Below are 14,849 nucleotides of genomic sequence, written 5' to 3'. Positions count from 1 at the left end.
GGTGATTACAGAACCCGCCTACGCCAAGCCAAGAATCGTCCGACTACCAAGCTTTTTTTTCCTCACCTAGCGTGCCTGTCCCAGCTAACAAAAGGACATATCTGGCATGCGACGCTACTTTATTACCCGAGGGGCCAGAACGACTGCAGGCGGTACCGTCGTCGGTGGTTTGATTGGCTTCGCCATCAAGCAAGTCGACATTGCCCTTGAAGGCCACGAAGTGCGTTGCCCTGTGTGTAAAACCACGGGCACCATTGTCTGCGTGGGGCCACGCCGGGAGCAGTGGGCACGGGGACAAAGAGTGGCGCTATCGGACGATATCTGTCAGTGCAAATGCGATCCGCCCCCTCGTCTGATTGCCGACCAGTTAGAGCGGTATCAGACGCTTAGCGGCGAAGAAACCTCCGTACAAAACAGTGCCGCTCCTACATCGCCCCCAGCGTCAATACCTCGCACGACGCCTGCCTCAGCGTCAAAGCCCGCGCCTGCGATATTCAGCGAGGTGCTCGACTCTTCTTGCGAACGCAGTTGGCGCACCTACCAGAAGCAGGCAGAAGAAATTGTGGCGCCGGGCGGCACGCTGATCGCCGATCCCAGATTGCGCAACCAGATCATCAACGCCGCTTACGCCCAGCTCTGGCGGCTCGATAATCGCTTTCAGTGGGCGGGCCTTGCGGCGTTTGCATCCAAGCAGGTGGGGTGCGGCTTACTGCATGCGGCTGACTCCATCGAAAAGATTCAAGCGGAGTACGTAGCGGCGCAGCAATTGAAAAGGAGTGCCCGCAAAGGAGTTTGGGGGCTGTTCAGTGCCGACGAGCGTGAGCGGCGGGTAAAACTGAGGGAGTACGAGAAGCGACAGCGTGAATATGAACTGGCCGCCCGCAATAACCCAATGCCTGATGTTGATTGGCGACGCGAGGGCGAGCCGTTATCGAGCGTGCAGCAGCTTTATCAACATGTGTACGAGATGATGGCAATAGGGAACACCACGTTGTTTCTGGATGTGTTTCCGCTGCACGCGTTCTATAGGGATCGGGGGTTGGGGTTGCTGGAGAAGTGTCTACGGTCTCGTAAAAACATCTTTGAAAATGGTCGGCCGCCTGTGCTGTGGCCTATCGGGCAAGAGGTATTAGAGTTCGGGACGGGCCAAAGAGAGATCCTGCTAGCTTTTGAGGCGATTGAGAAAGGCAATATTGCCATGAGCGTTGAGTATCTAGCGAGAGTGTCAGATTTTTTGTGTTCGGGCCGGTTACGGCCTGCCGTCAGGCAGGCCATCTTTACCAGGTCGGCCTGATAAATCGATCTCCGTACAGAATCGCAAATTGATTCATTGCGTTCTTCCAATCATGAGCTGCACTGCCCCAGTTCGCGGTGATATTTCGTAATGCCAGCCAGATTAGTTTTGTCGCGGCCTCATCCGTTGGGAAGTGGCCTCGCGTCTTGATGACCTTGCGCAACTGGGCATTGATACTCTCGATGGCATTGGTTGTGTAGATCACTTTGCGTATCGCCGGGGGAAACACGAAGAACGGGATAACTCGATCCCAAGCACGTTTCCAAGCTGATACGACTGTCGGATATTGCTTACCCCAAGGCCCGGCTTCGAAAGCCAGTAGCGCTTGTTCTGCGGCGTCAGCATTGAGTGCTTGATAGATCGGTTTCAGTGCCTTGGCCAGCTCACGGCGCTTATCCCACGGGGCGTAATCGAGGCTGTTACGGATCAGGTGGACGATGCAGGTCTGCAACGTCGTCTCAGGAAACACAGCACTCAGCGCTTCGGGCATGCCTTTGAGACCGTCAGTTACGGCGATCAAGACGTCTTCGACGCCTCGGGTTTTCAGGTCGTTAAAGACCTTCATCCAAAATTTGGCGCCTTCGGTTGTTTCAATCCAAATGCCCAGAATATCTCGCGTTCCGTCCGGCAATACTCCCAGTGCCAAGTAGATCGCTTTGTTGCGAACCAAGCCTTCGTCGCGAATTTTGACTCGCAATGCATCGAAGAAAATTACCGGGTACATCGGTTCAAGCGGTCGCTGTTGCCAGGCGGTAACCTCCTCCAACACTGCGTCAGTGACGGAGCTGATGAAATCGTGAGAGACGTCTGTTCCGTACTGTTCAGAGAGAAACGCCCGGATTTCGCGAACCGTCATGCCTCGGGCATACATCGCGATAATCTTGTCATCGAAGCCGGTAAAACGCCGTTCGTGTTTGGGGATCAGAATCGGAGCAAAGCTTCCATCACGGTCTCTGGGAATGTCCAAACGCAGCGGACCGTCATCGGTTAGCACCGTTTTTCCGCTCTTGCCGTTGCGCTGGTTACTCGACTCCTCAGGGCGCTCCGCGCCCTGAGGATAGCCAAGGTGGTGGCCCAACTCGGCACCAAGAGCTCGCTCGATCAGCGCCTTTTTGAACGCCATCGAGGCATCCTGAATGGCTTCGGCACTCATCGGGCCGCTGACGAACTGGTCGATCAGCTCTTGGGGAATGGATGGAAGGTCTCGCGGGGCCTCACGGGCCGGTTTCTTTTTGGTCGGCATACATGCACCTCTATCAACATGTTATGCCCGAACACAAAATTTATGACAGTCCCTATCTAGCTGACCATGAACAACGAAACATCCTTCAGCCAACCCTATATACCGACCAGAAACTGGTAGCCCTGCTGCTCGGCAACCATCTTTCCTACGTCACCGGTATACCCTCAGGCACCGCGCAGGCCATTGAGCTGACGCTGGCAAGCCAATGCGTCCCTGTTGATGACGGGCGCACCATTACGTTCAGCAACAATCCCGTCGCTAGCCTGGCCGATATCGATCAGCGAATGGCCTTCGTAATAAGGGCCGCGGCTCAGTTCAACAAGCTTTTACATAGCGATGATCGGTATCTGATCGAGCAAGCACTTGAAGATATCGCCGAAGGTCGTGGCGTCCAATGAGGTGGATCGCGCAGATGAATTGGCGACGTGTCGGCCTCTGGTCGGCCGCCGTAGTCCTTTTCGTATGGCTCGCGATATTCTTCGGTGCCGATGATCCGGAAATCGCGCTGACGCCCGGCGAGCCCTGGGAAGACATGCGACAACGTTCCAGCGCAAAGATCGGCCCCTCCATTACCGGGCATCATTGGTTCAGGACTCCCAGGTCAAATGCCCGATTGCGACTCGTAGACGCTGAATATGGATTCGTGACACCTCTCGCTCGCTTTCTCACGGTAGGCTTCGGTAACGGACGGGTCGAAGGCGTTCGCATGTCCCCTCAAATCGAACCGCTGTTGCTAGACGACGCCCTGCAGGTCGTACTGGACCTACAGGAACAATGGCGCAAAGGCGGCTGGATCCCCATTCACGTAAAAGACGACCCTCCCTTTGCCGACACACCTCAATGGCGTGCGCGACTACGCAACGTAAACAAAGGGGGTACGTCTATATGGCAGGCCGCAGACAAATATCAGGTAATGCTGGTGGTTAATCGCTTCAAGGATGTTCGAAATCCCACTCAAGAACGCTATCTGATCAAACTACAGCTGGCCGCACCCTGGATACCGCAATGATCCAATACCTGCTTGGACGACACAGGAGAGCGGGAATGGAATAGCGCTCGCAAAGCAAATGTGGGAGGTGACTTGCTCACCTCCCACATTTGGATTTGTGTGCATGCGTGCTTATTGGTTGAGCCGCACCTGCTTTTCCAGCTCCAGCTTCAACCCAGGCTCCAGTTTCAGTTGGCGGGCCAGTTCGTCCAGATACGCTTTTTCCATGAAGTTTTCTTCGTCTACCAGCATCACGCTGGCGATGTACATTTCGGCAGCCATTTCCGGGGTGCTGGCGGCACGGGCGACATCGGCGGGGTCAAGGGGTTTGTTCAGCTCGGCGTGCAGCCAGTTGTGCAGTTCGCGGTCGTTGTCCAGCTTGGTGAACTCGCCTTCGATCAGTTCGCGCTCGCGTTCGTCCACATGACCGTCCGCCTTGGCCGCTGCGACCAGCGCCTTGAGAATGCCCTGGCTGTGTTGCTCGACCTGGGCCGGTGGCAGGCGGTCGATGGTCTGCGGTTCGCCCTTGGGCGCATTGGCTTGCTTGGCCTGCCAGTTGCCGTAGGCCTTGTAGGCAATCACACCCAATGCGGCCAGCCCGCCATAGGTCAGGGCTTTGCCGCCGAATTTGCGCGCCTTTTTATTGCCCAGCAACAGGCCCATGGCCCCCGCCGCCAGAGCGCCACCACCGGCACCGCCGAGCAGGCTGCCCAACCCAGCGCCGCCCAGCAGACCGCCCAAAGCACCTTTATCGTCTTGCTTGCGTTGGCCGCCAGCCTTGTTTTGCAACATGTCCTGGCCGGACTTGAGCAACTGATCGAGCAATCCACGGGTATTCATTCGTAGCCTCCAGACACTTGGGTTCATTGGACCAATAGGCCACCAGCGTAAAACTAAGTGCCAAAAAGCCCCGATCTAGAGTGCTTCCAGATGTAACGCCGCTGCCGTTCGCTAAAACCGATATACACTTGGACAAATCTATAAAAACACCCCACTGGTAATTCCAGCATGATGACCTTGCGTCAAATCCGGCACTTTATCGCCGTGGCCGAGACCGGCTCAATCTCGGCCGCCGCGCAGACCGCGTTTATTTCCCAGTCGACGCTGACCCTGGCGATCCAGCAATTGGAGCAGGAAATCGGCGTCAACCTGTTCAACCGCCACGCCAAGGGCATGACCCTGACCCACCAGGGCCACCAGTTCCTGCGCCAGGCGCACTTGATCCTCGCCACCGTGGACAACGCCAAACGCAGCCTGCAACAAAGCACCGACCAGGTCGCCGGCCAATTGATCATCGGCGTGACCAGCCTGGTGGCCGGCTACTACCTCGCCGATCTGCTCACCCGTTTCCAGCGCGCCTACCCCAACGTGGAAATCCGTGTGATGGAGGACGAGCGCCCGTATATCGAACACTTGCTCGTCAGCGGCGAGATCGATGTCGGCGTGCTGATCCTTTCCAACCTGGAAGACCGCCACGCCCTGCAGACCGAAGTGCTTACTCACTCGCCCCACCGCCTGTGGCTGCCGGCGCAGCATCCGCTGCTGGAACACGACAGCATCAACCTTGCCGATGTCACGCGCGAGCCGCTGATTCAGCTGAATGTCGATGAAATGGGCCACAACGCCCAGCGCATGTGGGCCAGCGCCGGACTACAACCGCGCGTCACGTTACGCACCGCCTCGACGGAAGCCGTACGAAGCCTGGTGGCGGCAGGCCTGGGCCTATCGATCCAGCCGGACATGACCTACCGCCCATGGTCCCTGGAGGGCGACATTATTGAGGCGCGACCGATTGCGGATCTCAGCCAGACCCTTGACGTAGGCCTGGCGTGGCGCCGTGGCACGGCGCGACCGGCACTGGTGGACCCGTTCCTCACCGTCGCCCGGGAACAGCCCCATCCACGCAAGCCATCTATTTAATCGAATGCTGCATTCAGTATTTAGTATTTGTTGACCTCGCGCCTGACCTCTAGTCTCTGTGCATCCATAAGAGAAAGGTCAGGCCCTCGTAAGAGAACGCCCATGGCCACACAAGAAAAGAGATCGCGAAAAATGTCCGGCGCGTCTACCCCGCTGCTTACTGCATTGCTGATTGACGGCGAACTGGTCCACGGCCAGGGTTTTGCCGAGCCGATCCTCAACCCGGCCACCGGCGAAGTGCTCACCCAGATCGCCGAAGCCAGCACCGAGCAGGTGGAATCGGCCATCCTCGCCGCCCACCGTGCATTTGCCGGCTGGTCGCGGACCACGCCGCAGCAACGTTCGAACATTTTGCTGGGCATCGCCGATGCCATCGAAAAACAAGCCGACTACCTGGCCCGCCTGGAATCCCTGAACTGCGGCAAGCCACTGCACCTGGCGCGTCAGGATGACTTGAGCGCCACCGTCGACGTGTTCCGCTTCTTCGCCGGGGCCGTGCGCTGCCAGACCGGGCAACTGAGCGGCGAATACCTGCCGGGCTACACCAGCATGGTGCGGCGCGACCCGATTGGCGTCGTCGCCTCCATTGCGCCGTGGAACTACCCATTGATGATGGCCGCGTGGAAGATCGCGCCCGCCCTGGCTGCCGGAAATACCCTGGTATTCAAGCCGTCGGAACACACACCGCTGTCGATCCTCGCCTTGGCCCCCGTGCTGAAGGACTTGTTACCACGCGGTGTCATCAACATCCTGTGTGGCGGCGGCGAAAGCGTGGGCAGCCATCTGGTCAGCCACCCGAAAGTGCGCATGGTGTCCCTGACCGGCGATATCGTCACTGGGCAAAAAATCCTGCAGGCCGCGTCGAAAACCCTGAAACGCACGCACCTGGAACTGGGCGGCAAGGCGCCGGTGATCGTATGCAACGACGCCGACCTGCAAGCCGTGGTCGAAGGCGTGCGCGCCTACGGTTATTACAACGCCGGCCAGGATTGCACCGCCGCCTGCCGCATCTATGCCCAGGCGGGGATTCACGACAAGCTGGTCGCCGACCTCGGTGCGGCGGTCAGCAGCCTGCGCTTTGCCGGCAAGCGCGATGCCGACAACGAACTGGGCCCGCTGATCAGCACACGCCAGCGCGACCGCGTGGCCAGCTTTGTCGAGCGCGCCCTCGGCCAGCCCCATATCGAACGGGTCACCGGCGCCGCGGTGCATTCCGGCGCGGGCTTCTATTACCAGCCAACGTTGCTCGCCGGTTGTAAACAGAATGATGAGATCGTGCAGCGCGAAGTGTTTGGTCCGGTGGTCACGGTGACCCGCTTCGACGAGCTGGAACAGGCGGTGGACTGGGCCAACGACTCCGAGTACGGCCTGGCCTCCTCCGTATGGACCCAAAACCTGGACAAAGCCATGCAGGTGGCAGCGCGCCTGCAATATGGCTGCACCTGGATCAACAGCCATTTCATGCTGGTCAGCGAAATGCCCCACGGCGGCTTGAAGCGCTCGGGGTATGGGAAAGATCTGTCCAGCGATTCGCTACAGGACTACAGCGTGGTGCGCCACATCATGGCCCGCCACGGCCAACATCTTTAAAACAACAACTAAGCTTCTGCGTCACCGGTTGCACACAACTGCCCCGACCATAATTAAAGAAGAGGGAACCCCCATGTCCGCGCACAAGACCGCACTGCTCAGTGCCTTGACCACCGCGCTGCTGGCCAGCGCCAGCATTCAGGCCGCCGAACCGCTCAAGGCGGTAGGCGCCGGTGAAGGCCAGCTGGATATCGTCGCCTGGCCTGGCTATATCGAACGTGGCGAAAGCGACAAGGCCTACGACTGGGTCACTGGTTTTGAGAAGGAAACCGGTTGCAAGGTCAATGTGAAAACTGCCGCCACTTCTGACGAAATGGTCAGCCTGATGGCCAAGGGCGGGTATGACCTGGTCACTGCGTCGGGCGATGCGTCGCTGCGGCTGATCGTCGGCAAGCGTGTGCAGCCGATCAACACCGCGCTGATCCCCAACTGGAAGAACATCGACCCACGCCTCAAGGATGCGCCGTGGTACGTGGTCGGCCAGCAGACCTACGGCACCCCGTACCAGTGGGGCCCGAACGTGCTGATGTACAACACCAACGTGTTCAAGACCGCGCCCACCAGTTGGAATGTGCTGTTCAACGCCCAGAACCTGCCGGACGGCAAGCCGAACAAAGGCCGCGTGCAGGCGTATGACGGCCCGATCTACATTGCCGATGCAGCGCTGTACCTCAAATCTACCCAGCCGGAACTGGGCATCCAGAGCCCGTATGAGCTGACCGAAACCCAGTACAAAGCCGTGCTCGACCTGTTGCGCGCCCAGCAACCGTTGATCCACCGCTACTGGCACGACACCACCGTGCAAATGAGTGACTTCAAGAACGAAGGCGTGGTGGCCTCCAGCGCCTGGCCGTATCAGGTCAACGGGTTGGTCAACGAGAAACAGCCGATTGCCTCGACTATCCCCAAGGAAGGCGCCACCGGCTGGGCCGACACCACCATGTTGCACAGCGAAGCCAAGCACCCGAACTGCGCTTACAAGTGGATGGACTGGTCGCTGCAGCCGAAGGTCCAGGGCGATGTCGCGGCGTGGTTCGGCTCGCTGCCGGCGGTGCCTGCGGCCTGTAAGGAAAGCGAACTGCTGGGTGCCGAAGGGTGCAAGACCAACGGGTTCGACCAGTTCGACAAGATCGCCTTCTGGAAAACCCCGCAGGCAGAAGGCGGCAAGTTCGTGCCCTACAGCCGCTGGACCCAGGATTACATCGCGATCATGGGCGGCCGCTAAAGGTCCCTGCAGAGACTGCTTCTTGTGGTGAGCAGGCTTGCCCTGCGCGGGGCAAGCCCGCTCACCACAAAAGCCCGATTTTCACCGTTTCAGCGCAGCACACATGCATCCTCGTTTTTTCAGAAGCCCAGACCGGGCCGCTGCGACGGCCCATGCTTTTTTGGAGCACCGCACCATGACGCTTGCAGTCCAATTCACCCACGTTTCCCGTCAGTTCGGCGAAGTGAAGGCCGTTGACAGGGTTTCCATCGATATCCAGGACGGCGAGTTCTTTTCCATGCTCGGCCCTTCCGGCTCGGGCAAGACCACCTGCCTGCGCCTGATCGCCGGGTTCGAGCAGCCGAGCGCTGGCTCGATCCGGATTCATGGCGAGGAGGCCGCCGGCCTGCCGCCGTATCAACGCGATGTAAACACCGTATTCCAGGATTACGCGCTGTTCCCCCATATGAACGTGCGCGACAACGTGGCCTACGGCCTCAAGGTCAAAGGCGTGGGCAAGACCGAGCGACTGAACCGCGCCGAAGAAGCCTTGGGCATGGTCGCCCTCGGCGGTTATGGCGAGCGCAAGCCGGTGCAACTTTCGGGCGGTCAACGCCAGCGTGTGGCCCTGGCCCGCGCCCTGGTCAATCGCCCCCGCGTGTTGCTGCTCGACGAACCGCTGGGCGCCCTCGACCTCAAGCTGCGCGAGCAGATGCAGAGCGAGTTGAAAAAGCTGCAACGCCAGCTGGGCATCACCTTCATCTTCGTCACCCATGACCAGACCGAAGCCTTGTCGATGTCTGACCGTGTGGCGGTCTTCAATAAAGGCCGCATCGAACAGGTCGACACCCCGCGCAACCTGTATATGAAACCGGCCACCGCATTCGTCGCCGAATTTGTCGGCACCTCCAACGTGATTCGCGGCGAACTGGCCCAGCGCCTGAGCGGCAGCGCGCAGCCGTTTTCGATACGCCCGGAGCATGTGCGGTTTGCCGAAGGCCCGCTGGGTACCGGCGAAGTTGAAATCAGCGGCCTGCTGCATGATATCCAGTACCAGGGCAGCGCCACCCGCTATGAGCTGAAACTGGAGAACGGCCAGGCGTTGAACATCAGCCAGGCCAACAACCAGTGGCTGGACATCAGCAGCGGCCATCAGGTCGGCCAGCCGATCACCGCGCGCTGGGCGCGGGAAGCCATGACGCCGCTGACCGACACTGCAGGCGAGGTGTGACATGAGCCTGGCCCTTTCCCAACCGCCGATGCGCAGGTTCTCCAACCTGCTGTACCGCAAGCCCAACCTGTACCTGGCCATGCTGCTGATACCGCCGCTGATCTGGTTCGGCGCGATCTACCTCGGCTCGTTGCTGACCCTGCTGTGGCAAGGCTTCTACACCTTCGACGACTTCACCATGGCGGTCACGCCGGACCTGACCCTGGCCAACTTCGCCGCGCTGTTCCAGCCGTCGAACTTCGACATCATCCTGCGCACCCTGAGCATGGCGATTGTGGTGTCGATCGCCAGCGCCATCGTGGCCTTCCCCATTGCCTACTACATGGCCCGCTACACCACGGGCAAGACCAAGGCGTTCTTCTACATCGCGGTGATGATGCCGATGTGGGCCAGCTATATCGTCAAGGCCTACGCCTGGACCTTGCTGCTGGCCAAGGGCGGCGTGGCGCAGTGGTTTGTGCAGCACCTGGGGCTGGAGCCGGTGTTGCAGTTCGTGCTGGGCATTCCCGGCGTGGGCGGCAGCACCTTGAGCACCTCGCATTTGGGGCGGTTCATGGTGTTCGTCTATATCTGGCTGCCGTTCATGATTTTGCCGATCCAGGCATCCCTGGAGCGTTTGCCGCCGTCGTTGCTGCAAGCCTCGGCGGATCTGGGCGCCAAGCCGCGCCAGACCTTTATGCAGGTGATTCTGCCGCTGTCGATTCCGGGGATTGCGGCCGGGTCGATCTTCACGTTTTCGCTGACCCTGGGCGATTTCATCGTGCCGCAACTGGTGGGCCCGCCGGGTTACTTCGTCGGTGGCATGGTGTATGCCCAGCAAGGTGCCATCGGCAATATGCCCATGGCCGCGGCGTTCACCCTGGTGCCCATCGTGTTGATTGCGGTGTACCTGTCCATCGTCAAACGCCTGGGGGCCTTCGATGCACTCTGACTCTTCACCTCAAATGCAGTCATCAATAGGCTTGAAGATCGCGGCCTGGGGCGGGTTGGTGTTTCTGCACTTCCCGATCCTGATCATCTTCCTCTATGCCTTCAACACCGAAGAAGCCGCGTTCAGCTTTCCACCCCAGGGCTTCACGTTGAAGTGGTTCAGTGTGGCGTTTGCCCGACCGGACGTGCTGGAGTCGATCAAACTGTCGCTGCAGATCGCCGCCATTGCCACCCTGATCGCCATGGTGCTCGGCACCCTCGCGTCGGCGGCGCTGTATCGCCGCGAGTTCTTCGGCAAGCAAGGCGTGTCGCTGATGCTGATCCTGCCGATTGCGCTGCCGGGCATCATCACCGGTATCGCGCTGCTGGCGACCTTCAAGACACTGGGCATTGAGCCTGGGATGTTCACCATCATCGTCGGCCACGCGACATTCTGCGTAGTGATCGTCTACAACAACGTCATCGCCCGCTTGCGCCGCACCTCCCATAGCCTGATCGAGGCCTCGATGGACCTGGGCGCCGACGGTTGGCAGACCTTCCGCTACATCATCATGCCCAACCTGGGCTCGGCGCTGCTGGCCGGCGGCATGCTCGCGTTCGCGCTGTCGTTCGACGAAATCATCGTCACCACCTTCACCGCTGGCCACGAGCGCACCTTGCCGCTGTGGTTGCTCAACCAGCTCAGTCGCCCTAGGGATGTGCCGGTGACCAACGTGGTGGCGATGCTGGTGATGCTGGTCACGATGTTCCCGATTCTCGGTGCCTATTACCTGACACGCGGCGGTGAAAGCGTGGCGGGAAGTGGCGGTAAATAACTCTGTGACTGGAGGAACTCGGCTCTAAATGTGGGAAGGGGCAAGCCCCCTCCCACATTTAGAGCCGGTTTCTTCAGGGAAATAACATTAGTTTGAGGAGAGCTGAACCATGCAAACCAAACTGCTGATCAACGGCCACCTGGTCGAAGGCGAAGGCCCGGCCCAGGCGATTTTCAACCCGGCGTTGGGCCGGGTGCTGGTGGAAATCAACGAAGCCAGCGAAGCCCAGGTCGACGCGGCCGTGCGCGCCGCCGACGCGGCTTTTGAAAGCTGGGCGCAAACCGCGCCGAAGGACCGCTCCCTGCTGCTGCTGAAACTGGCCGACGCAATCGAAGCCCACGGCGAAGAGTTGGCCAAGCTGGAGTCGGACAACTGCGGCAAGCCCTACAGCGCGGCGCTGAACGACGAGATCCCGGCGATTGCCGATGTATTCCGCTTCTTCGCCGGCGCCAGCCGTTGCATGAGCGGTTCGGCCGGCGGCGAATACCTGCCGGGCCACACGTCGATGATCCGCCGCGACCCGGTGGGCGTGATCGCCTCTATCGCACCGTGGAACTACCCGCTGATGATGGTCGCCTGGAAAATCGCCCCAGCCCTCGCCGCCGGTAATACCGTGGTGCTCAAGCCGTCGGAGCAAACCCCGCTGACCGCGTTGCGCATGGTTGAACTGGCATCGGAGATTTTTCCGGCCGGTGTACTCAACCTGGTGTTCGGTCGTGGGCCAACCGTAGGCAGCCCGCTGGTGAACCACCCGAAGGTGCGCATGGTGTCGCTGACCGGCTCCATCGCCACCGGCGCGAATATCATTTCCAGCACGGCCGACAGCGTGAAGCGCATGCACATGGAACTGGGCGGCAAGGCGCCGGTGATCATCTTCAACGACGCGGACATCGAGGCCGCCGTGGAAGGTATCCGCACGTTCGGCTTCTATAACGCTGGCCAGGACTGCACGTCCGCGTGCCGCATTTACGCCCAGGCGGATATCTACGACGCATTTGTCGAGAAGCTCGGTGCGGCCGTCGCCACTATCAAATATGGCTTGCAGGATGACCCGGCCACCGAACTGGGCCCGTTGATCACCGCACAGCATCGCGACCGTGTCGCCGGGTTTGTCGAGCGTGCCGTGGCGCAGCCGCATATCCGCCTGGTGACGGGTGGCAAGGCGGTGGAAGGCAACGGGTTCTTCTTTGAACCGACGGTACTGGCCGATGCGCAACAGGACGATGAAATCGTGCGCCGCGAGGTGTTCGGACCGGTGGTGTCGGTGACCAGGTTCACCGACGAAGCGCAGGTATTGGGCTGGGCCAATGATTCGGACTACGGCTTGGCGTCCTCCGTATGGACCGCCGATGTAGGCCGCGCCCATCGTTTGGCTGCGCGCTTGCAGTATGGCTGCACGTGGGTGAATACCCACTTCATGCTGGTCAGCGAAATGCCCCATGGCGGTCAGAAACTGTCGGGTTACGGCAAGGACATGTCCATGTACGGGCTGGAGGACTACACCACGGTTCGCCACGTGATGTTCAAGCACTGATCGAGCGCCTCCCGGCACCTGCCTTGGGTGCCGGTCCTACAACAATAAAATCTCAGGTTGCCCCCCATGGACATCACCCGCCGCGACTTCCTCAACGGCGTCGCCATTACTGTTGCCGCAGGCATGACTCCGCTGCAACTGCTCCAGGCTGCACCCGATGGCCGCTACTACCCCCCTGCCCTCACCGGCCTGCGCGGCAGCCATGTCGGCTCGTTCGAAGTGGCGCACCAGATGGGCTGGGAAAAGAAGGTGTTCGACACCGAAAAACTGCCGATCACCGAGGATTACGATCTGGTGGTGGTCGGCGGAGGCTTGAGTGGTTTGTCGGCGGCGTGGTTCTACCGGGAGAAGCACCCGAAGGCGAAGATCCTGATCCTGGAAAACCACGACGACTTCGGCGGCCACGCCAAGCGCAATGAATTCCAGGCCGGTGGCCGCATGATCATCGGTTACGGCGGCAGCGAGGCGTTGCAATCGCCGAACCATTTGTACAGCAAGGAAGTGAACGGGCTGCTGAAGAAGCTCGGCGTCACTATCAAGCGCTTCGAAACCGCCTTCGACCGCCAGTTCTACCCCAACCTGGGGCTGTCGCGCGGGGTGTTTTTCGACAAGGAAAACTTCGGCGAAGACAAACTGGTGACCGGTGACCCGACGCCCATGGTGGCTGATGACATTGCGCCAGACCAACTGCATGCGCGGCCCATCCACGAGTTCATCAATGACTTTCCTCTGCCGGCAGCAGACCGCCAGGCGTTGATCGACCTGCACACGGCGCCCAAGGATTACCTGCCGGGTAAAACAGCCGAAGAAAAGGCCGACTACCTGTCGGCCACCAGCTACCGCAATTTCCTGCTCAAGGACGTAGGGTTATCGGAAGGCGCGGTGAAGTACTTCCAGAGCCGAACCAATGACTTCATGGCGCTGAGCATTGATGCCGTGGCAGCGGCCGATGCCTATAGCGTGGGTTTCCCAGGCTTTGCGGGGATGAACCTGGCGCCAATCAGCGAAGAAGCCGCAGCGGAAATGGAAGAGCCCTACATCTACCACTTCCCGGATGGCAATGCCTCGGTGGCGCGGTTGCTGGTGCGCAGCCTGATACCCGGCGTGGCGCCGGGGCACACCATGGACGATATCGTGCTGGCCACCTTTGATTACGCCAGGCTCGACCAGCCCAAGGCGGCGGTACGGCTGCGCTTGAACAGCACGGCCGTCAGCGTGCGCAACGTCGACGGTGGCGTGCATATCGGCTACAGCCGCGGCGGCCAGCTCGCCCAGGTGCGCGGCAAGCGCTGCATCCTGGCGTGCTACAACATGATGATTCCGTACCTGCTCAAAGACCTGCCGGCGCCTCAGGCCCATGCGCTCAGCCAGAACGTGAAATACCCGCTGGTGTACACCAAGGTGGTGATCCGCAATTGGCAGTCGTTCCAGCAACTGGGGGTGCATGAGATCTACGCGGCGACCCAACCGTACAGCCGCATCAAACTGGACTACCCGGTGAGCATGGGCGGCTACGATCATCCACGCGACCCGACGCAGCCGATTGGGCTGCACCTGGTCTATGTGCCTACCAGCCCCGACAGCGGCATGAACGCCCGCGACCAAGCCCGCGCCGGACGGGGCAAGCTGTATGGGCAGACGTTCGAGCAGTTGGAGGCGCAATTGCGTGACCAGTTGCAACGCATGCTCGGGCCGGGTGGGTTCAAGCATGAGACGGATATTCTGGCGATCACGGTCAACCGTTGGTCACATGGTTATGCGAGCTTCTCCAACAGCTTGTTTGATGACGCCGATGAGAACGAAGCGTTGATGAATTTGGCGCGCAAGCCTGTAGGACATGTGAGCATCGCCAATTCGGATGCGGCGTGGAGCGCGTATGCCCATGCGGCGATCGATGAGGCTTACCGGGCAGTCGGTGAAGTCGCCTGAAAGACGCTCTGACAAGCACTGCAATAGTCAATGTGGGAGGGGGCTTGCCCCTCCCACATTAGGCGCGGAAATGTCTTGTCGCACTTGCAATGCCATCAACCCGCCATCAATCAATTTTCCTACGTCATCGAACCGCTTAAGCTATCCGGCGTCTGTTTAATGTCCGTTGCG

At 60.0% G+C, this 14,849-nt stretch carries 13 protein-coding genes; 11 read left to right on the top strand and 2 right to left on the bottom strand.

Annotated features, from left to right (window positions below; all coding sequences use genetic code 11):
• The first annotated feature begins 106 nt into the window (after positions 1 to 106).
• The gene (locus tag AB3G88_RS06070) at positions 107 to 1,294 is read left to right on the top strand and encodes a PAAR domain-containing protein (protein WP_480453481.1); all 1,188 of its coding nucleotides are present in this window, start codon (positions 107 to 109) and stop codon (positions 1,292 to 1,294) included.
• On the opposite strand, the gene AB3G88_RS06065 is transcribed toward AB3G88_RS06070, so the two are convergent.
• Positions 1,278 to 2,537, bottom strand: a complete 1,260-nt coding sequence (locus tag AB3G88_RS06065; RefSeq protein WP_015372597.1) for an IS256 family transposase — start codon at positions 2,535 to 2,537, stop codon at positions 1,278 to 1,280. The two genes, AB3G88_RS06070 and AB3G88_RS06065, sit on opposite strands and share 17 nt — an antisense overlap.
• A gap of 2 nt (positions 2,538 to 2,539) precedes the next feature.
• Here AB3G88_RS06065 and AB3G88_RS06060 point away from each other — a divergent pair, with 2 nt between their 5' ends.
• Entirely contained in the window at positions 2,540 to 2,935 is a 396-nt protein-coding gene (locus tag AB3G88_RS06060; RefSeq protein ID WP_480453480.1) for a DUF2515 family protein, read from the top strand.
• Positions 2,932 to 3,546, top strand: a complete 615-nt coding sequence (locus AB3G88_RS06055; RefSeq protein ID WP_480453479.1) for a hypothetical protein — start codon at positions 2,932 to 2,934, stop codon at positions 3,544 to 3,546. Before AB3G88_RS06060 ends, AB3G88_RS06055 begins: the two co-directional genes overlap by 4 nt.
• 111 nt (positions 3,547 to 3,657) lie before the next feature.
• Here AB3G88_RS06055 and AB3G88_RS06050 read toward each other — a convergent pair whose 3' ends face one another.
• Positions 3,658 to 4,365 carry a tellurite resistance TerB family protein gene (locus AB3G88_RS06050; protein ID WP_480453478.1) on the bottom strand — a complete coding sequence of 236 codons (708 nt, stop codon included), beginning with the start codon at positions 4,363 to 4,365 and terminating at the stop codon, positions 3,658 to 3,660.
• A 168-nt stretch (positions 4,366 to 4,533) separates the two neighbouring features.
• Here AB3G88_RS06050 and AB3G88_RS06045 point away from each other — a divergent pair, with 168 nt between their 5' ends.
• The 8 genes from AB3G88_RS06045 to AB3G88_RS06010 all read left to right on the top strand — a co-directional run bounded on the left by AB3G88_RS06045 (position 4,534) and on the right by AB3G88_RS06010 (position 14,678).
• The gene (locus tag AB3G88_RS06045; RefSeq protein ID WP_099583405.1) at positions 4,534 to 5,445 is read left to right on the top strand and encodes a LysR family transcriptional regulator; all 912 of its coding nucleotides are present in this window, start codon (positions 4,534 to 4,536) and stop codon (positions 5,443 to 5,445) included.
• A gap of 132 nt (positions 5,446 to 5,577) precedes the next feature.
• Positions 5,578 to 7,035, top strand: coding sequence for a gamma-aminobutyraldehyde dehydrogenase (locus AB3G88_RS06040; protein WP_177411512.1), 1,458 nt, complete (start codon positions 5,578 to 5,580; stop codon positions 7,033 to 7,035).
• 73 nt (positions 7,036 to 7,108) lie between these two features.
• A complete protein-coding gene (gene ydcS, locus AB3G88_RS06035; RefSeq protein WP_099583407.1) occupies positions 7,109 to 8,260 on the top strand; it encodes a putative ABC transporter substrate-binding protein YdcS in 1,152 nt (383 codons plus the stop codon).
• 175 nt (positions 8,261 to 8,435) lie between these two features.
• The gene (locus AB3G88_RS06030) at positions 8,436 to 9,470 is read left to right on the top strand and encodes an ABC transporter ATP-binding protein (RefSeq protein WP_158878478.1); all 1,035 of its coding nucleotides are present in this window, start codon (positions 8,436 to 8,438) and stop codon (positions 9,468 to 9,470) included.
• Position 9,471: 1 nt separating this feature from the next.
• Entirely contained in the window at positions 9,472 to 10,401 is a 930-nt protein-coding gene (locus AB3G88_RS06025; protein WP_032891733.1) for an ABC transporter permease, read from the top strand.
• Positions 10,391 to 11,215, top strand: a complete 825-nt coding sequence (locus tag AB3G88_RS06020) for an ABC transporter permease (RefSeq protein ID WP_099583409.1) — start codon at positions 10,391 to 10,393, stop codon at positions 11,213 to 11,215. Before AB3G88_RS06025 ends, AB3G88_RS06020 begins: the two co-directional genes overlap by 11 nt.
• A 109-nt stretch (positions 11,216 to 11,324) precedes the next feature.
• Positions 11,325 to 12,749 (top strand): gamma-aminobutyraldehyde dehydrogenase, encoded by a 1,425-nt coding sequence (locus AB3G88_RS06015; protein ID WP_480453477.1) that lies wholly within the window; start codon positions 11,325 to 11,327, stop codon positions 12,747 to 12,749.
• Between the two features lie 66 nt (positions 12,750 to 12,815).
• Entirely contained in the window at positions 12,816 to 14,678 is a 1,863-nt protein-coding gene (locus tag AB3G88_RS06010; RefSeq protein WP_480453476.1) for an NAD(P)-binding protein, read from the top strand.
• The last annotated feature ends 171 nt before the right edge of the window (positions 14,679 to 14,849 follow it).

The organism is Pseudomonas arvensis (genome assembly GCF_056688935.1).
This window is presented reverse-complemented; position numbering and strand designations above follow the sequence as displayed.